Genomic DNA, 18,919 nt, shown 5'->3' with positions numbered 1-18,919 from the left:
AGACCTTGGATGGCGCTTGTCCGGGGCCTGCGGTCAGGCGACGGGCTTCGTCAGTCCGCCGTCAACGCGCAGCACCTGCCCGGTCACGTAGGAGGCGTCGTCGGACGCCAGGAACGCCGCCGCGGCGCCGATTTCGGCGGGCTCGGCCCAGCGGTCGAGGCGAATGCCAAGCCCCTTGGCCATGCCGGCCCGAACCTCTTCGGCGCTCTTGCCCTGCTGCTTGCCCATGGCCTCGGTCTTGGTGAGCCAACCCTCGGTCTTCGTCATTCCGGGGGAGATCGCGTTGACCCGGATGCCGCTGGCAGCCGCCTCGGTCGCCAAGTAGCTCGTGAGCGCGACCACGCCCGCATTCACGATGCCCGTAGGACCGGTGTTGGGAATCACCGCGTGTGCGGTCGCGCCGACAACATTGACGATGTTGCCGCTGCCGGTCCGGCTCAAGAACGGTAGAGCGGCCTGCGAGACGCGAAGGAACCCGATCAGCTTCGTGTCGAAGGCTGACGCGATGACCTTCTCGTCGACTTTGTCCAGGGTGGACGGCGCGAGCTGCGGCCCTGCGTTGTTCACGAGGATGTCAAGGCTGCGCTGCCACGCGTGCACCTCTGCCAGCGCGCTATTGACGGAATCCGCGTCGGTGACGTCCGCGACGAGGGGGAGCACATCCACGGCGCCGGCTCCAGCGGTGAGACGACCGGCCGCGGCCTTGACGGCCGCTTCGTCCCGGGCTGCGATCGCCACCTTGGCGCCACGTTCCAGCAGGGCCTGCGCGATGGCGAAGCCCAGGCCTCGACTACCACCGGTCACGAAAGCCGTGCGGCCCTCCAAGTTCCAACCTGCAGCCATGTTCGGCTCCTCCAGTCAGCAGTTCATTGCTTACTGCAGCGAGTGGATCTGAACGCCGAGGTCACTGCAAGCGCGGTTAACGCAGGGTTCACAGATGGACTGTTGGGCCATCTCGCACTTTCCGACCGGGTAACGGTGCGAGGCGCACACTGTTCTGCGCCCAGCCTGCTCTGAGGTTGAAGGAGGGAGGGGTGATGGAGATCCTCAGCCTCGAGGTACCGCACGGGAAACAGGGCGCTGGTGGTCGCCGCGCCCGTGGAGCGCGCTCGCGCTGCAAAGTTGCGATCGGGACCTTCGACGGTGTTCACCTCGGTCACCGTCAGGTCCTTCACGGGTGCGACACAGTGCTCACATTTGACCCACACCCGATGCAGGTGCTCGAGCCACGCCAGGTACCGAGCCTGCTGAGCGATCGCCGACGGAAGCTCCAGAAGCTTTGCAGCTTGGGGATCCGGCGCGTGGCGATCGTCCCGTTCGACCAAGCCTGGTCGAGAGTCTCTGCCGAAGACTTCGTCGAAGGTGTCGTTGTCGACCAGCTCGGTGCGGAGTCCATCAGCGTCGGCCAGGGCTTTCGATTCGGCGCCCGGGGCGCCGGGACGACAAGGACCTTCGAACAGCACCCCGAGCTGAGCACCCGGGTTGTCCCGCTCGTCACGTGGGGCCCTGCCCATGAGCCGATCTCATCGACCCGCATTCGCAGTCTGATCTTCGACGGCGACGTCGAATTGGCCGCTGACCTGCTGGGAGTCTCCCTCGCGCTGCCGGCAGTCGTTGGCGATGAGGGACAGTTACTGATCTCGTACGAGTTCGCGCTCCCCGCACCCGGGTTCTATCTCGGGCACGTCGACAGCCACCCTTGCGCGCTTCGAGTGTGTCAGGACCGCACGGTCCAGGTCATGAGCACAGCGCGGACCGGCACTCATGTTGAGGTGACGTTTGTGAAGCGAGCTTCATAGGCCGCGCCGGCCTTCCACTACTGCCTCAGGTGTTCGGGTTCCGCGGACCCCACAGGCGTCTGGGCGTGTGCCGTTCGCAGCCCTGCCGGGATGGATGTCCGACGAGGTCCCCGGGGGGTGCTCCCAGGAGCCAAGAGGTAGACCCAGGTCTGGGCTGGGCTTGGCGCTGTCGTGCGTACCGTCGGCTCACGCATGAGCTGGACGCCGTGCGCGATGAGGTGAGCAAGGGCGGCCTCGAAGTCGTCAACGTAAAGCGCAGGGTGGATCCCGCCGGCATCGCTGTCGCGGTGTTGGACCTTCACCTGATCCGCAGCGGTGTGCCGGCAGAGCCCGAAGTCGAGGCCTGCACCCGAGCGCAGAAACCGAAGGCTGCCGGTCCTGGCATCGGTGGCCACTCCCGGATGAGTCTCCATCAGTCGTCCTCGGTCTCGAAGGGACCGAGGACGTAGAACTCCTCGACGCCCAGAACGTCGACGAAGAACCGGGCCGCGGCGTCGAGATCGGGCACGGCGGGTCCTGGACGGTCATCACTGCGCAGCCCCGGCACTCCACCTGCAGGTATCTGACACCCTTCTGACTTGTTTAGTATTACTGCACATCAGTCCCGGGCAACGTCCGACGCCGATCAACGACCGCCCGTAGACCGCATGCTGGAATCCAGGAGGGAACGGACCTGTGGAACCCGAAGCACGCGCTCGCTTGCGCACCGCTCGCACTGCGGCCAAGCTCAGCGTTCGTGAGTTGAGTCGCCGCGTTGGCATCTCACCGAGCATGTTGTCCCAGATCGAGAATGGGCACTCCGAACCCTCGGTCGCCACCCTCTACTCCCTGGTGTCGGAACTCTCGATCTCGTTCGACCAACTCCTTGCCGTACCGGGGGCGGGGCATAGTCCCGGCCCACCAACGCCCCCCACGTCGCCTCTTGTGGCGCCCGACGAACGAGCTGTGCTCGTGATGGACAGCGGCGTCACCTGGGAGCGGCTTACGCCCAGCCCTGACCCGCTTGTCAATGCACTGCTCGTGACCTACCCACCTGGCAGCAGCTCCTCCTCGAACGGAGGGTTGATGAGTCACCATGGACGGGAGTACGGCTTTCTGATGTCGGGGCGCCTGACCGTCCGCCTCGGGTTCGAGACCTACAGCCTCGAACCCGGCTCGTCCATCAGCTTCGACTCTTCAGTTCCCCATTTGTACGTGAACGAGAGCGACGAGCCGGCGAGCGGCCTGTGGCATGTGGTCACCGGCTGCGGTGCGTTGGGAACCGAGGGCCCGATCCCCACCTGTCACGCCACCGACATGCAGCACGGAGGCCGCTCGTAACGGCCCCGCTGCTCACCGGGAGTTGACGTCGCTTGCTGTTCAGGTGTTCAGTCGTACTGAACACGCGTGCATCAGGCCGAATGCTGGCGGTGCGCGTGCGTCTCCCATACCCGCGACTGTGCGCTTGGTAAAGGACTTGTGATGGCGATTCCGACGTTTGGACCGAACGCGGTCGACTGGGAAACCCGCATCGACATGAACAGGCTCCGCGACGAGCGGCTGGCCCGTCTCCGCGAGTCGTTGGAGCGGTCCGACCTCGGTGCGGTCCTGGCCTTCGACTTCTCCAACATCCGCTACATGACCTCAACCCACATCGGCACCTGGGCAATCGACAAGATGATTCGGTTCTCCCTGCTGGTCAGGGGAGGTGAGCCGATCGTCTGGGACTTCGGTTCAGCCGCCAAGCACCACCAGCTGTACAACCCGTGGTTGGACTACTCGAAAGCCCACGCGGACGGTGATCCGCACGGAGCCCATCACGGGGCCGATGCCCGCAACCCGAGCGGCGCTCGTGCCGGCATCTCGACGTTGCGCGGCGCCATCGACCCTCTGGTCGGGATGGCCGACTCCGTCGCCCGGAAGATCAAGCACGAGCTCGAGCTCTATGGGCTCCTGGACGAGCCGCTCGGCGTCGACGTCATCGAGCTCCCGGTCCTGATGGCCCTGCAGAAAGCGGGCATTACGGTGGCCGACGGCCAGCAGGTGTTCCTGGAGGCCCGACGCATCAAGACACGTGACGAGATCCATCTGCTCACCCATGCTTGCTCGATGGTCGACGCCGCCTACGAGAACCTCTATGAGTTTCTCCGGCCGGGTGTGCGTGAGAACGAGTGCGTGGGTGTGGTGGCCAAGACGCTCTACGACCTCGGCTCGGAGTTCGTCGAAGGCGTCAATGCGATCTCCGGGGAGCGGTGTGCACCACACCCCCACGTCTTCTCGGACCGCATCGTTCGGCCCGGGGATCCGGCGTTCTTCGACATTTTGCACAGCTACAACGGCTATCGCACGTGCTACTACCGCACGTTTGCTGTTGGCAGTGCCTCTTCGGCCCAACGCGACGCCTACACGCGCTCCCGTGAGTACATGGACGAAGCGATCAGTCTCGTCCGGCCGGGAGCCACGACGGCCGACATCGTGTCGGTGTGGCCGACGGCGCAGGAGTTCGGGTTCCCCGACGAGGAAGCGGCCTTCGCCCTTCAGTACGGCCATGGTGTCGGGCTGTCGATCTGGGAGAAGCCGGTGTTCTCCAGACTGGTGTCCATCGAGCACCCCGAGGTGCTCGAAGAGGGCATGGTGTTCGCGCTGGAGACCTACTGGCCGTCAAAGGACGGCTGGGGCGCGGCCCGGATCGAGGAGGAACTCGTGGTGACCGCGGACGGGTGCGAGGTGATCACCAAATTTCCCGCAGAGGAGCTTCTCGTCGCCGGCCAGCGTTACTTCACCGTCTCGGGACCGTTGTCGACCGAGCGCGACTCCCAGTCGCATCTGAACACGGTTACCGGGACCCGGTCCAGCCACCGAAACGACTCTGCTGACCTCTGACCGCCAGGCTGTCCCAAGCCTGTCGGTCCACGTGGCCGCGAGCCGCCGGTTGCTCCCGTGAGTCAGATCCGCACAACCCCCTCGCGGGACTCCGCATCGCACTTCCCCTTCTTGTCGCCCGTGCCCCTCGACTGGCCCGCTGGTCACGGCCTTTGCGTGACGAGGGGAACCTCACACAGTCGGCCGGCGCTTTCCTCCGCCCTCCGCGGAGGAAAGCGCCGGCCGACCGAGCTCGGCCCTTGAGCCCCTATCAAGATCATTTCTTGGTGCCGCCGTTCGCCGGCCAGAGAGGCGGCCTCTGCTCGATCGTGTGTTTCCACCAGGAGACACGTTGATCATCCAAAGGTCGTGACGGACAGTCTGCAAGACGATGCCGCGCGCAGCGGGCCCTGACCGTGGTCCCGATTCCGCCGTGAGTTCTACTCATGCCCGCCCCTGAGGGCGGACGCACCGTTCGAGCCGGCCGACGCGGTGCTGTGTGCCGGCGGGCCGGAGCTGTCGCTGGGCCGCACCGGCGCGGGCACGGAGCGATGCACGACCCACTGGCCCAGGGCCACATCGACGTGTCCCGCCTGCAGCTGGTTCTGGCAGTGTTGGAACTGACGTGCGGGACTGAACGGCGGCTGTCCATCCCTCTTCTTCGGAGGGAATCCCCGCCTTCAGGCGGGAGGCGATCCGATCCTGAGCCCTGCGGCGCGGAGCGCCGAAGCATCGCTCCCGAACGCTCCACGATGATAGCCGCGCTCAGTTCGGCCGCTTCTGGTTGTCGATGTAGTCCTTGACCACTTGGAGCGGTGCACCGCCGCAACTTCCGGCGAAGTAGGAGTCGGACCAGAACCGGCCGTGCATGACCGCCCGTTTCACCCGGCCGGTGAACTCCTGCCGCAACCGGCGCGAGGACACGCCCTTGAGGGAGTTGACGGGTGCAGCGGCTGCAGTTCTTCTTGTCCGAGTCCCCCTGGGAGGCCGAGCAGGTCAACGACCGGCGGCTTGAGCTGCTGCGGGAGGAGTCGGCGGCGGCTCCGCACGACGGCGGGGTCATCGTGATCGACGATTCCGGGGACCGCAAGGACGGCACGGCGACCGCGCATGTGGGCCGGCAGTGGCTGGGCCGGCTGGGCAAGACGGACAACGGCATCGTCACGGTGACCACGGTGTGGACCGACGGCCGCGTGTACTACCCGCTGCACGCGAGGCCCTACACCCCTGCCCATCGCTTCGCCCGCGGCCGGTCCGATCCGGCCTTCCGCACGAAACCGCAGCTGGCCGCAGCCCTCGCGGCCCGCGGGAAGGAGGCGGGCTTCGACTGCCGGGCACTGGTCGCCGACTGCGCCTACTCCGTCAGCGACGACTGGTACCTCGCACTGCGCGAGGCCGGCCTGGCCTACGTGGTCGCGCTCAAGCCCCGCAACGGGCACACCGAAACCTGGTGGGCCGCCGATGCCCGCCTGGGCGGCTACGGCCCCAACTCACCCTGCCGCCTGATCGTGGCCACCACCGACCCGGCCGGCCTGCCGGAGAAGGCCACCTGGTACCTGGCCACCAACCTGCCCCACCCCGACGCACCCCACGCCCCCACCAGCCCGCACCCGCCGGCCGACCTCGCCGAGATCGTCCGCCTCTACGGACTGCGGCCGTGGATCGAGCAGAGCTATAAACAGGTCAAGGACGAACTCGGCTGGGCCGACGTCCAAGTCCGCTCCGACCGCGCCATCCGCCGCCACCAGACCCTGGTCAACTGCGCCTTCTCCTTCTGCTGGGACCAGTGGTTCGCCCCACCCGGACCCCTGGACGCCACCGCGCTGGACCCCTGCCCCGACGAGGGGCCAGAGAGGGGAATCAGGAATTCAGCAGTAACGAACTACAGGTAACGAGAAGTCACCCCGTTTACGAGGTGGAGGAGTCACCGCGCTGGACATCACACCGTCCCGCGTCCGAACGCCTGCACTACTACCGTCCGTGCCGCGGCACGGGAGTTCGCCGGACCATTCCCGACCGGACCTGCCAGGCCGCCGCGGCCGTGAGCGGAGACCTTCCCCGTGGAGCGGCTCGGCCGACCGCCATGAACGCTTCGGCGTTGTCACCGCCCGCTCCTGGAGGCGCCTGCATCCCAAGCCGGAAGGCCGCCAAGGCGGATGACGAGCACGACGGTGAACTGACCGTCCTCGAAGGCACATTGGTCCACCTTGCCGTCGAGCGTCATTACGCCCCGCCGGGTCTGTCGCGGCTCCTCGCATCCGCAGGGCGGTGGGTACTCCAGCCAGTACGCCGAAGGCCACCCACGCTGGGCCCAGCCGCCCCAAGGGCCACGCCGCCAACCCCGCATCGCGCCACCCAGTGGGCCAGAAACGCACCGAAAAGGACACGCTCAAGCGAGACAGAGTACAGCAGCCTTAACGATCAAGATGAACCGAAACGGGCCCGGAGACGACCGCTGAGCCCGGACACCGGCCTTTGATCACCCTCGAACGTCAGAGATGGTCACCGAAGGATCTGCGTTGAAGTCCACGGTCGGATTGCTGTGGAGACCCGAGAATTGCCCCGCCGGCACGGGACAAGGGGCGGAGCGACACGCGGGGCCGCTGGTGTGACGCTCAGCTGGTGTGTGGTCAGTCGGTGGTCTCAGGGGCGATGTTCTTGTTGAAGCGGAGCAGGTTGTGAGGGTCCCAGGCAGCCTTGATCGAACGCAGCCGTTGGTGCTTGGCCTCGCTGCCGTGCACTCCGCGCCGCCACTCTTCGCCCAGGTCGTCGGTGAGGTTGGCGTAACCGTTCGTCAGTGTGTGCGGCCGCATCGCCGCGGTGAGGGTCGTGGCCCACTCGTCGTACTGCGCATCGTCCTCGGGTGCGTCCCACTTGCAGATTGCTTCCCATAGCCAGGTGGCTCCTTCACGGGAGAAGGCCATCGCGTCCTCGTCGACGTCCTCGGAGATCGCGCCGCCCATGAACGAGATGTTGATCGAGTAGATGAGGCCGGGGTTCGAAGGCACGGCGGCAACGTTGTCGAGTAGCACGTCGACGGCATCGGCGGACAGTGTTGACAGGTACCCACCACGCAGGTTCATGCGCATGCCGTAGGGGGCTACGGCGTCGAGCATGCTGTTCGCCTGGACCCACGTGGTCTTCGCAACCAGGTGGGCAAGCGGTTGGCCGAGCGCGGAGAGCGGCTCGACGACCTCATGGGCTGTAGCGGCCTCCCCGGTGTAGACCACGACGAGAACCAGCACCGGCTTCCCGTGCACGTGTTCGGGCAGCATCGGCAGAGGGGGAGCGGGAGCGATCGCGATCAGCAAGCCCAGCTCCCGCGGGGCTGTGGCCAGGTGCGCCGAAAGTTTGCCGAGGACGTCGGCGGCCTGGTCGAACGGGAAGATCAGCTGTCCTGCAACGACGTCGGGGCCGAGCGGGTGCGCGCGGTACTCGAGCGAGGTGACGACCCCGAAGTTGCCGCCCCCGCCGCGCAGCGCCCAGAACAGCTCGGCGTTCTCGGTCTCGTCGGCGCGGACCTTGCGGCCGTCCACGGTGATCATGTCGCAGGCCAGCAGATTGTCGACGGTGGCGCCGTAGCGGCGCATCAGGTAGCCGATGCCGCCGCCCAGAGTCAGCCCGGCGACACCGGTGCTGCTGACCGTCCCGGCGGGTACGGCCAGGCCGTGCTGCTGTGCGGCAGCGTCCATTTCGCCCAGCTTGACGCCCGGTTGGGCCCGCAGCACCCGGGTCTCAGGGTCGACGGTGACCGCCCGCATCGCCGAGACATCGATGACCAACGCGCCACCGGGCATCGCATAGCCGTCGGAACCATGCCCGCCGCTGCGCACGGCCACCGGTATGGCGTGTGCGGAGGCGTAGCGCAGGACGGTCGCGACGTCTTTTTCGTCGGCGCACTGTGCGATCAGAGCGGGGCCCTCGTCGGCGGCACGACCCTGGTACACGGCACGCGCAGCGTCGTACTGGTCGTCGCCGGGCCGCAGTACCGCGCCGCGGAAGTCGGTGGGGAAGTCGGGATGGGTGTGGGGTTCTGTTGACACGCTCATGGGAGGCTCCTGTGTCAGGGACGCACAAGCTGACCGGAAATTCAGCTTCCGATTGCGTCGGCAAGAACCTAACACCGGTGCAGAAAAAGCCCGTTAACACCCCTTGGTGATCGTCATGCGGCGTGCCGATGTCTGCGGGAGCGTCCGCCTGATCAGCCACGCAGTGCAGACGCATTTCGAGAGGGCGGGCTCGACCCGCCGGTGCCGCGTCAGCCAAGGTTCGCCCCTTCGCGACGTCCGGCACGCTCCCTCCTGTCTTGAGTGCGTGGGAGGCGCCCCCACTCGCCGCTCCTCGACGGGCAACCTTGGCTGACGCGGCATCAGGCCGCTGCCACTCAGGGCACCTTCGGGATCCATTCTGCCCGGTCGGTGCCAAGGATTCCCGAGCGAACGGTTGAGAATGGATCCATTCTCTGTCACGGTGGACCGAGTGACACCATCAACGGCTCACAGCGAGGACACCATCAGTTCCTCGCTCAGGCGTTGAGGTATCTCCGCCCGATGGCCTGGACGCGACCACAGCGTCTCGGACGGGTTCGCGCGCCGTGCTGCGCACCCTCGGTGAGATCTGCGGCCTCGACCGGCAAGGTCAATGCGCTGTGGCACGCACGATGCGTTTCACCCTGCCTGTTGACCATCGACTGTGCGGTCGCGGCTCAGTGGATGCAGGAGTTCCATCAGCCTCCTTGAGAACCCGTGCCGATCGCGACGTGACGTCCAGAGCGTTGAAGGACACAATGAGCTTGCCTGAGCACAATCTTCAAGCGAAGACTCCCCCTGTCGCCTGGAGCGTGGCGCTGCGCGGTGCCGTACGAGGCAGGTCCATGGCACAGACGACCACGGCCGCCCTGATAGTCGGGTCAACTCTGTTCATGGTTAACCTGTACTCGCAGGTCCGGGACGGCCCGTTCACGTGGATACTCACGCTTCGCATCGCCCTGACCTTCCTCGTGCCGTGGTTCAACGCGACGATGGGGATCGCGATCGGCTCACGGAAACCCGGCGCTTCGCCGTGTCGCCAGAACGAGCCCGCAGATATGGCCAGGCCCCAGGAGTCCGGCCCACCTTCACCCCGATCCGGCCGCTTCCAGGCAGGACCCGTCGAAAGGTAATTCTCATGTCGCTGGTGCCGCTACTCACACCCGATCAGTTCTCATCGGTCGACCAACCCGCTCTAGCCCAGGGGGTGAATACTTTCGGCGAAGTGCTGAACACCTGGGCGGGCATCGGTAACAGCCCCGGCTTGTTCGCCAAATACCTGCCTTTCCTCGGGCAGCTCAACGGCCAGGGCGCGTTGGAGCAGCGTGTGAAGGAGCTGGTCGGCGTACGCGTCGCCGTGCTCAACCACTGCCGCTATACAGCGAGTCACCGCTGCACGTCGGCGCTGTCCAAAGGGGTGGGAGTCGACGAGCTCGCGGCGGTTGCGAACGGCAAGCTCGAAGGCTTCACCGAGCAGGAGCGGCTGGCCCTTCAGCTGGCTGAGGAGATGACGGTCGCCCTTCCGGCGGTCCCCGTAGAAAGTAACCCCACCGGCGTTTCGACGAGTGTCCGCGACGACGTGCAGCGGGCGTTCGACGCAGCGGAGCTGGTAGAGCTTGTCATGTGCATCAGCGTGTGGAATGCGCTGTCACGCTTCCACCGTGTCATGGACTTCGAGCTGGACATGCCGGAGGCACCCGCACCTGTGGCAGACCGGCTCTGAAACCGCGTAGGGCAGTGAGGCCGGTCAGGCAGGAGTCTGGCCGGCCTCACGCTGTATCCGGATGAGCTACGCGCGCGGCAAGCAGCTTACGAACGCGCTGCCGCTCATGGCGGCCATTCCGCTTGCAGGCGAAGCGAGGCGGGGAGGCCTCGCGGGCCGTGGTGCTCGTCGTGAACCAGTGCTCCGCAGCACCTTGGGATCCGTAGTTCCCTGACCACATGTTGTGGTCAGGGAACTGCACGGGGGACATGAACAGGACCCGCCGGAACTCTGTGCCGATGCCGGCCCCGCCGCGCAAAGAGCGCGCGGATGCGGCGCGCAGCCGCGGGGCGACACTCGGGGCCGCGAGACTGTTCGACGAACATAGCGCGGACGGCGCCGCCACGGACCAGGTGGCGGCTGCCGCAGGTGTCGGCAGGGGCACTTTGTTCCGTCGCTTCGGCGACAGATCCGGACTGGCCACCGCGCTGCTGACCGACCGCGAGCAGACGCTGCCAGGAAGTCGTCCTCAACGGCCCGCCCCCAGCTCCCGGATCTGGTCCGCACATCGGAGACTTCGACCACGGGCGCGCTACTGGGCCCAGGCCTGCCATCTCTGGCACCGCCATGTGAGGACCCTGCTCAACGCCATATCTGACCCGCACGCCGCCGCCCACACGCTCCCCGCCACGCTGTCCGCCGAACATGTCACCGTGCTCCTCCGCGAACTCTGCGAACACAGAGAGTTGACGCCCCGTTCGCTGCGCTCTCGGAGTGCTGCAACATCGCCAACGGTGTCTCGGCGCGATTAACGCGCCACTAACGTCTCCTGGCCAGACTTAAAGGAATCAACGGCCGAGCGAGTGTCCATTTCACGGTGAGATGTGATGTCGCCGATTCGCATTGCACGGTTCGAAGCGTCAGCCGGTTGTGACGTCGATTTCGCATCCTCTAACGCGTTGAGGGGTAGGTTCATAAACGGGTTCACTGAAATTCCCAGTGACGTTCTGCCGAGTGGAATTTGAATGACGACTCGGCAGGAACAGTCCGTGCGCAATGGTACTCGGTGAAGTGGAGAAGGTGGCATTTGATGCGAACTGGCGACCAGTACTTGGAGTCTCTCAGGGACGGGCGCGTTGTCTGGGTCGGAGGTGATCGGGTCGATGACGTCACGACACACCCGAAGACCCGAGCAGCGGCCAGAACTTTCGCGAAGTTCTACGACCTGCATCACGAGCCCGAGATGCAGGACATCATGACCTTCGTCGACGACGATGGAGTGCGTCGTTCGATGATGTGGTTCAAGCACGGGGACGCCGAGGGGTTGCGGCGCAAGCGCGTATATCTGGAGACCGTGGTCCGGGAGCTCGATGGCGGATCGATCGGGCGGACTCCGTGCGCGAACAACTACGGCCTGGTCACCTACGAAGAGGACCCGCAGCCGTGGAGCGACCAGTCCGTGGGTACTGGCGGGCGTGACCTGACCGTGGGCATCCGAAAGTTCCTGGATCTGGTGAAGGAGGGCGACCTCAACTGCGCCTTCGCCTTCATCGACCCTCAGATCGACCGGTCCAGGCAGCACGCGGCCAAGACCGCGCTGCGTGTCGTGGAGACTCGCGACGACGGCATCGTGGTCAACGGTGTCAAAGCCGTGGCCACCGGTGTGCCGTTCGCCGACTACATTCACATCGGCGTCTTCTTCCGCCCGGGAATCGAGAGTGAACAGGTCATTTACGGCGCCTGTCCGGCGAACGCGCCGGGCGTCTCGATGGTCTCCCGCGAGACGACGGTGCGTGACGACCCCGACAACCACCCGATTTCTTCGACCGGTGACGAGCTCGAATGCACCGTCATCTTCGACAACGTGTTTATTCCGTGGGATCTTGTGTTCCACATCGGAAGTCCCGAGCACGCGTCGCTGTACCCGCAGCGCATCTTCGACTGGACGCACTACGAGGCGCTCATCCGGCAGATGGTCCGGGCCGAACTCATGGTCGGACTCGCGATGCTGATGACCGAGCACCTCGGCACCTACCAGATTCCACCGGTCCAGGCGCGCCTGGCGCGTCTCGTCGAGTTCTACCAGACGATGCGAGCCCACGTGATCGCGTCCGAGACGGAAGGGTTCATCTCACCGTCGGGGCTCTACAAGCCGAACGTTCTGCTCTTCGACTTCGGCCGGTCGTACTACCTGGAGAGGTACGCGGAAATGAGGAACGAGGTGATCGACCTTGCCGGCCGTGCCTCGCTCCTGTTTCCCACCGAGGAGCAGTGGAACAACCCCGAGCTTCACGACTGGCTGGAACCGCTGCAGGCAGGGGCGGTCAGCGAGCCCTACGACCGCCTGCGCATCTCGCGCGTCGTCCGTGACCTGTTCCTCTCCGACTTCGGCGACAGGGTGAGCACCTTCGAGCAGTTCAACGGGACCCCGATGCTCCCCACTCGGATGCACACGATGAAGCGCTCGGAGCTGTCACCCTCCGGGCCGCTCACAACGCTTGCTCGGAAGGTCTGTGGCCTTCAGAAGCCCGGCGCCCCCGAGGTGACGGCCTACACCGAGCAGGCCGAATATGCCCGACGCCTTGACGGCGCACGGGCTGAGGGTTCACAGGTTCGCTGAGCCGACGACGGTGTTGGGGCGGTTCGTGGCGGCTTTCGGCCGCGAACCGCCGGCCCTCAGCGTTGCCCTGGGCAGAGGCTCGATGAGGATCAGCAATAACTGGGCGAGGGATGCCGGCCCGGGCACCTTCGCGTGTGGACGGAGGGAATGACATGGCCTATTACATTGCACGTGCGGCGGACCGGAAGTTCTTCGATGTCGAGGGCGTTCCGGGTCTTCGACAGGCGCTGTTGGTCGGACACGAGCAAGGTGCCGCTCACCTGGAAGTGAGCTTGTACGAGCTGGCTCCCGGGGCGACAACGGGCTGGGCTCGCTGCCCGTTTGAGGAGTCGTGGTTCATCACAGGCGGATCCGGCGAAGCTTCCTTTGCAGGGCTGCGCTACGAACTCGGTTCCGGCGACTACGGTGTGGCGCCTGTCGGCATCGCCCACTCGCTCTCCGCCGGTGATGAGGGACTGACATGGCTCGGGGTACGCGCACCGAAGCCGCCGACGTTCGACGGAGCCCGCAGCAGCATTGCCGCCAAGCCCTCGTTGGGTGAGAATCTCGGTCGCCCGTCCGAGACGGACCCTCGGCATCGCTTCGTCGGGCACTTCGAGGACTCGGACATGGCGCCCTACGCGCAGTTGTCGATGCCTGGCTACCACGGTCCCAACGTCAAGAACATCAGCCTCAGGATGATGGTCGACCAGCTGCTGGGAGCACAGCATCACACTGTCTTCGTGTGCGAGATCGCGCCGAAGTCCGGCCCGGGCAAGGCGGCCAAGGTCCATTACCACCCGTTCGAGGAGATCTACTACTTCACCTCTGGCGGGATGCGAGGGACCCTCGACGGCAATGACGAGGTCATCCAGACAGGTGATCTGGTGTGGGCAGGCACCAACGGCACACATGGTTTCGTCAACGAACGTGAGGAGCCGGCCCGTTGGGTCGAAGTGCAGTCGCCGATTCCTCCGACTTCGGACGGGTTCTTCTTCCCGGACGACTGGCGTAAAGTCCCGGATGAGCACTGACGATCACTGAGGATCACTGACGGGCACTGAGGAGCACGGAGGCTCGACCATCGATGGGTGACTCCGATTCCGATCGACCAAGCGGCTCAAAGGCGCCAGGTCGCCAACATCGCGCGATCATCAGACGGAAACTGGCAATGCCGGAGCCGGCGAAAGGTGTCGTCGTCCGTGACAGGCTCAGTCAACGGTTGAGAGGGCTGCTCGACCGCCACACTGTGGTGAACGTCTTCGCGACAGTTGGGGCCGGCAAGACGACGGCAGTGGTCCTGGCCGTCAGTGATCTCGACAGGCCCGTTGCCTGGCTGTCACTCGACGGTACGGAGCAGGCGGCGGGCCGCCTGCTCGTCTATCTCGAGGCGGCTGTCGAGGGCGTTGTCCCCAGCGCAGCCGATGTGGCGACTGATGCCCTGAGCAGCAGTCTTCACATCGGTGAGGCAGCCGGTTTGCTGGCTGAAAGTCTCCAGGGGAGTCGACTGATTCTCGTGTGTGACAACGTGGAACGGATCGCCCCCGACGAGACCTGCATCGCCGTGCTGTCGTCCTTCGCCCGCTACCTGCCATCCGATGTGAACCTCGTACTGATCTCGCGCGTCGATGTCCGCCTCGACCCGGGCTCGACGAGCGAGCGTGACCGGGTGGGTGGGCTGGTCGAGAGCGATCTTGCTTTCGACGCTCAGGAAGCGGGCGCGGCACTTCGATCTGTCGGCCATGTCGACGTGAATCCGGCTCAGGCGGTGGCGGCGACAGGGGGCTGGGTCACTGGCGTCTTGTTCGAGGGCTGGCGTCATGCAGGGTCTTGTGAGCTGGATCCCGACTCGCTGCGGTCGTATGTCGCAGCGAACGTCTTCAACTCGCTTTCCCTGGCTGAGAGGACGTTCCTCCTTCATACGAGTCTGTTGGAGGAGGTATCGGTTGGGGGTGCCCAGGCCCTGGGACAGGAGAACGCAGCGCAGGTCATGGCGGATCTCCGCGCCCGGCATCTTCCGGTGACGTGGTCCTCGGACGGTTCGCGCATGACGCCGCACCCGGTGTTTCGCGACTTTCTGCACGAGGCTCTGGGACGTGAGGATGCCAAGACGCTCGGCGTGGTTCGTCGTAGGTACGCCGAGGTCCTGATCGCCTGCGGTGAGCATGAGGAAGCCGTCGATGAGTTGCTCCGGCTCGGTGACCTGGAGGCGGCTGGGCGGCTGGCTGCGGTGGCCCTTCCCAGCCTCGTTGCGCGGATGGACTTCGCGCCTGCGGCACGGTGGCTCGATGCCCTGGGAGCGTCGGTCCGGACTCTGACCCCGGAGATTGGATCGGTCATCCTGCGCGTTGCGTTCGCACTCGAGCAATCTCATCGTGGAGTGGAACTTGTCGATCGCCATGGATACGACTGGCTTCCGGGTGTGGGAGATCCCGACTTCGAAGAGGCCCACGTCCTGGCCTGTTGGTGCCTTTGGCACTCTGGGCGGATCGAGGAGGCGCAGTCTATTGCCGATCGGCTGCCACCGGGTCGGAACTGGCTGATCGCGCAGACGCTGATCGCGCTGGCCACTGGCGGGGAGCAGCCGCCTTTCCCCGAGTACTCGACCATGCCGTCCGGCCCACTCGACGGTTTGCTGATGCGGCTTGCTTTCATGCGCGGTCGTCTGGAAGGACTCGACGATCCGGGTTCGTTCGATCCGTGGCGCACGATACTCGGCGGTCCTTGGGTCGTTGCCGCGCTGCGCGCCACCGGGCGACTCGATGCCGCGATGTCGATGTTCGAGCCTCGCAGTGGTTCATCGCAGCCGGTCTGGCTGCATGCCGTCGACGCCGTCGATCTCATGCTTGACCTCGGCCGCGGAGAGGAAGCCTGCGCGTCCATCAAGCGAGGAAGGGAGCTCATCGCGTCAACCGGCTCGAAGGTGTACAAGAACATGAGCCTGCTTGTCGAAGCCAAACTGTGGCTGCGCCTCGAGGGTGACACACAGCGTGCCGACAGTGTGCTGGCGGAGGCAGCTGCCAACGGAGCCTCGGAGTACGCCCTCACACGGGAGACATGGCAGATGTGGTCGGGTCTGTCGATGCTTCTGCAAAGCAGGGATGCCGAGGGGCACGAGCACCTCTCGGAATGCCTCCGGAGCATGCAGCAGGGAGACCGCCATCTCGAGCTCCCGACGGCTGCCGTGTACCTGGCCGAGGCGCAATGGCGTCTTGGCCTTGAAGATGAGTCCGACGCCACGGCCGACTTTGCGATGGATTCCGCTTCGACGCACAGTACGCAGCACCTGCTGCTGACGGCCCTGGCCGACATGCCGTCGGTTGCGGCCAGAGCTGCGGACACCAAGTCCAGTCGCATGTCGCCCTGGCACGAGACCCTCGCTGTCCTCTCGAGCCAACATCCCGTACGGGTGAGCGCGAGTACGCCCCGGCTGCTGCTCGAGGAGTTCGGCGAGCCGACCCTCACGGTCGACGGAAACGTGGCTCAGCTTCGGCTGACGAAGAGTGTCGAGCTTCTCAGCTACCTGCTCTGGACGCCCGATCGCAGGGCGACACGCGAAGAGCTTCTCGGGGTGCTTTTTGGTGGCCGCAGCGATGCTGCCAGCCGAAGCTATCTGCGGCAGGCGCTCTACCGGCTTCGCGAGGTACTGCCTGACGGCCTGGGCGCGACGCAGGATGGCGACGTTGTTCAACTGGTCGGCCCCGCGTTGGCCATGGGTTCGGCACAACGGGCAGTCGACCTCGTTGCCCAGGCTGGGAGGCAGGACGGAGAGATTCGTCTCCAGACGCTGTCGCACGCCCTCCGCATTGCTGAGAGGGGGCCCTACCTTGCGACGGTCTCAGGGGATTGGGTTGCCGAGCGCCGTGTAGTCCTGGCGGAGACCTTCTTGTCGGCTCGAGTCGCCGCAGCCAACCTCGCGTATCGACTGAACCGTTATCGCGAGGCAAAGGGACTGGTCGACCACGTGCTTCGCGAAGACCCCTACCGCGAGCAGGCCTGGCAGCTCGCCATCAGGCTGGCGCATGCCAGCGGCAGCGATGACGTCGTGCTGGCGCTCTACCAACGGTACGTCGCGCGGATGCGGGAGCTCGGCGTGCCGCCGTCCGACGAGGTTCGCCGGCTCGTCGTGCAGCTGCGCCGATAGGGCCGGCCGATTTCGCGTCGGTAAACATGTCGTCAGTCAGACTCAAGTCAGCTGGTTACAGGAAACGCTCAAGCCGTCTCGTTACAGGCAACGGAGGCATCATGGGTGCATCGACCGCGCAGGAGATGCGTGCTACATACCGCGGAGCAATGGCGCGCTTCACGACCGGCGTCACGATCGTAACCACCAAGACTCCGAACGGACCAGCAGGGATGACGGCCAGTGCGGTTGCGTCCGTTTCACTGGATCCGCTCTTGCTGCTGGTGTGCGTCGGAAACACCCTTGCGACGAGGGACGCGATTTCCCGCTCCGGAGTCTTCGCTGTCAGTGTCCTTTCGCGGGGTCAGGAACGGCACGCGCTTCAGTTCGCGAGCCGGTGTGACGACAAGTTCGCCGGCGTCGGGCTGCGAACCGACCACGACCTCCCCGTAGTCGACGGCTCAGTCGCTCACTTCGCTTGCAACGTGAACGAAGAGATCGCCGGGGGAGACCACACGATCTTCATCGGCGAGGTGGTCAGCTGCGGTTACTCCGTCGACCCGGACCCCCTCGTGCACTTCGGCGGAAGATTCGGCAGCCTCTGCGACCCCCGTTCCCATGCGCAGCTGGCGTTCGACTGGCAGCTCGCTGCATCGATGTAGCAGGACCCCGCCCAGGCGCCCAGGCCAGTACCGCGCGTCACCGTGAGGTGTCGGGCCTGGGTGATATCAACAACCCTTTGCGCACGTCGCGCACCCTGTCTCCAGGAGATGAACGTGGATGTATCCGTGCTGGGTCTCGGCCAGATGGGATCCGCCATTGCCGAACGACTCATCAGCGCAGGCCATCAGGTCAGTGTCTGGAATCGGTCGAAAGGCAAGGCTGACGGCCTGGTGGCCAAGGGCGCGTTCGAGCTGGACGCTCCCCATGAGGCATGGGCCCGGTCGGAGGTCTGCATCACGATGGTCGCAGACTCCCGTGCCCTGGCCGATGTCGCGCTCGGGCACGACGGGGGGCTCGCGCACGCCGCGTCCGGCAAGGGACGGACTTTCATCGACATGAGCACTGTCTCTGCGGACGTCTCCCGTGATGTGGCCGCCGCGGCTGCGGCCAGCGGCGTCCAGTACCTACGCGCTCCAGTGAGCGGGAACCCGGGAGTCGTGCGTGCCGGGAACCTCACGATCATCGCCTCGGGTGAGGACGCCGTCTTTACGTCCGTCGAAAGCCTGCTCCGCGACATCGGCCCCCATGTGTTCTACGCCGGCGAAGGAGATGCTGCACGAATCATCAAGCTGGCTCTCAACCTCATGGTCGCTGGGACGGCCGAACTTCTCGCCGAGTGCATCGCATTGGCGGAGGCACACGACGTACAACGGGACAAGCTTCTGGAGATCGTCGGTGCCTCGGCGGTCGCGTCACCGTTCGTGAAGTACAAGATCGGGCCCCTCCTGGCGGACGACTACACGTCGACGTTCAGCTCGCGGCTCATGCGCAAGGACGTGGATCTGGCCCTCGAGTCGGCGGCAGCCGGTGGAGTTCCGCTGCCGGTCACCGGCGTTGTGCAGCAACTGCTTCAGGCGTGCATCTCGACCGGCTTGGGTGAGTTGGATTTCATGGCCCTCCTCATCCGGCTTCAGCGTGAGGCCGGTCAGACATCTGCTTGACCGGCGGTGGTGGGAATACCAAGGTCGTTGAGGAGGGCCGGAAGGACATCTGGGTGGAGCGGTTGCCCTGCTCGGCGACAGGGGAACAGCCACCGGCAGGGGGCGCGGTGTTCATGTTGCCCCGGCTGTCGATCCAGCAGAACAGGGGTTCCGCGAGCGGTTC

At 65.5% G+C, this 18,919-nt stretch carries 12 protein-coding genes and 2 pseudogenes; 11 read left to right on the top strand and 3 right to left on the bottom strand.

The window, feature by feature from the left end; genetic code table 11:
• Positions 1-33: 33 nt before the first annotated feature.
• Positions 34-843, bottom strand: a complete 810-nt coding sequence (locus OG568_RS51380; RefSeq protein ID WP_329537001.1) for an SDR family NAD(P)-dependent oxidoreductase — start codon at positions 841-843, stop codon at positions 34-36.
• A 194-nt stretch (positions 844-1,037) separates the two neighbouring features.
• On the opposite strand from OG568_RS51380, the gene OG568_RS51375 reads away from it, so the two are divergent.
• The 3 genes from OG568_RS51375 (at position 1,038) to OG568_RS51365 (ending at position 4,661) form a co-directional block, all read left to right on the top strand.
• Entirely contained in the window at positions 1,038-1,799 is a 762-nt protein-coding gene (locus tag OG568_RS51375; RefSeq protein ID WP_329538255.1) for an FAD synthetase family protein, read from the top strand.
• A 675-nt stretch (positions 1,800-2,474) separates the two neighbouring features.
• Entirely contained in the window at positions 2,475-3,119 is a 645-nt protein-coding gene (locus tag OG568_RS51370; RefSeq protein WP_329537000.1) for a helix-turn-helix domain-containing protein, read from the top strand.
• Positions 3,120-3,260: 141 nt separating this feature from the next.
• Entirely contained in the window at positions 3,261-4,661 is a 1,401-nt protein-coding gene (locus OG568_RS51365) for a M24 family metallopeptidase (protein ID WP_329538254.1), read from the top strand.
• Positions 4,662-5,405: 744 nt separating this feature from the next.
• Here the strand turns inward: OG568_RS51365 and OG568_RS51355 are convergent.
• A pseudogene (locus OG568_RS51355) lies at positions 5,406-5,582 on the bottom strand (IS200/IS605 family transposase); the annotation flags it as partial.
• A 2-nt stretch (positions 5,583-5,584) separates the two neighbouring features.
• Here OG568_RS51355 and OG568_RS51350 point away from each other — a divergent pair.
• Positions 5,585-6,499 (top strand): annotated as a pseudogene (locus tag OG568_RS51350) (IS701 family transposase); the annotation flags it as partial.
• Positions 6,500-7,270: 771 nt separating this feature from the next.
• Here OG568_RS51350 and OG568_RS51345 read toward each other — a convergent pair.
• Positions 7,271-8,689, bottom strand: coding sequence for an FAD-binding oxidoreductase (locus OG568_RS51345; protein ID WP_329536998.1), 1,419 nt, complete (start codon positions 8,687-8,689; stop codon positions 7,271-7,273).
• A 1,117-nt stretch (positions 8,690-9,806) separates the two neighbouring features.
• Here OG568_RS51345 and OG568_RS51340 point away from each other — a divergent pair.
• From OG568_RS51340 to OG568_RS51310, 7 genes are all read left to right on the top strand, one after another.
• Positions 9,807-10,391, top strand: coding sequence for a carboxymuconolactone decarboxylase family protein (locus OG568_RS51340; RefSeq protein ID WP_329536997.1), 585 nt, complete (start codon positions 9,807-9,809; stop codon positions 10,389-10,391).
• A 218-nt stretch (positions 10,392-10,609) separates the two neighbouring features.
• Positions 10,610-11,182 carry a TetR family transcriptional regulator gene (locus tag OG568_RS51335; protein WP_329536996.1) on the top strand — a complete coding sequence of 191 codons (573 nt, stop codon included), beginning with the start codon at positions 10,610-10,612 and terminating at the stop codon, positions 11,180-11,182.
• 278 nt (positions 11,183-11,460) lie between these two features.
• Positions 11,461-12,990 carry a 4-hydroxyphenylacetate 3-hydroxylase N-terminal domain-containing protein gene (locus OG568_RS51330; protein WP_266423285.1) on the top strand — a complete coding sequence of 510 codons (1,530 nt, stop codon included), beginning with the start codon at positions 11,461-11,463 and terminating at the stop codon, positions 12,988-12,990.
• Positions 12,991-13,142: 152 nt separating this feature from the next.
• On the top strand, positions 13,143-14,003 hold the full coding sequence (locus OG568_RS51325) for a cupin domain-containing protein (protein WP_329536995.1): 861 nt from the start codon (positions 13,143-13,145) through the stop codon (positions 14,001-14,003).
• Between the two features lie 137 nt (positions 14,004-14,140).
• Positions 14,141-17,113 carry a BTAD domain-containing putative transcriptional regulator gene (locus OG568_RS51320; protein ID WP_329536994.1) on the top strand — a complete coding sequence of 991 codons (2,973 nt, stop codon included), beginning with the start codon at positions 14,141-14,143 and terminating at the stop codon, positions 17,111-17,113.
• A 101-nt stretch (positions 17,114-17,214) separates the two neighbouring features.
• Complete coding sequence (locus OG568_RS51315; RefSeq protein WP_266423277.1) at positions 17,215-17,754, top strand: flavin reductase family protein; 540 nt, start codon at positions 17,215-17,217, stop codon at positions 17,752-17,754.
• Positions 17,755-17,868: 114 nt separating this feature from the next.
• Positions 17,869-18,756: an NAD(P)-dependent oxidoreductase gene (locus tag OG568_RS51310; protein ID WP_329536993.1), complete on the top strand. Its 888-nt coding sequence runs from the start codon at positions 17,869-17,871 to the stop codon at positions 18,754-18,756.
• Positions 18,757-18,919: the final 163 nt, after the last annotated feature.

Source organism: Streptomyces sp. NBC_01450, assembly GCF_036227505.1.
Lineage (GTDB): Bacteria > Actinomycetota > Actinomycetes > Streptomycetales > Streptomycetaceae > Streptomyces.
Note: the sequence above shows the minus strand (reverse complement) of the source record. Positions and strands in the feature narration are given on the sequence as shown.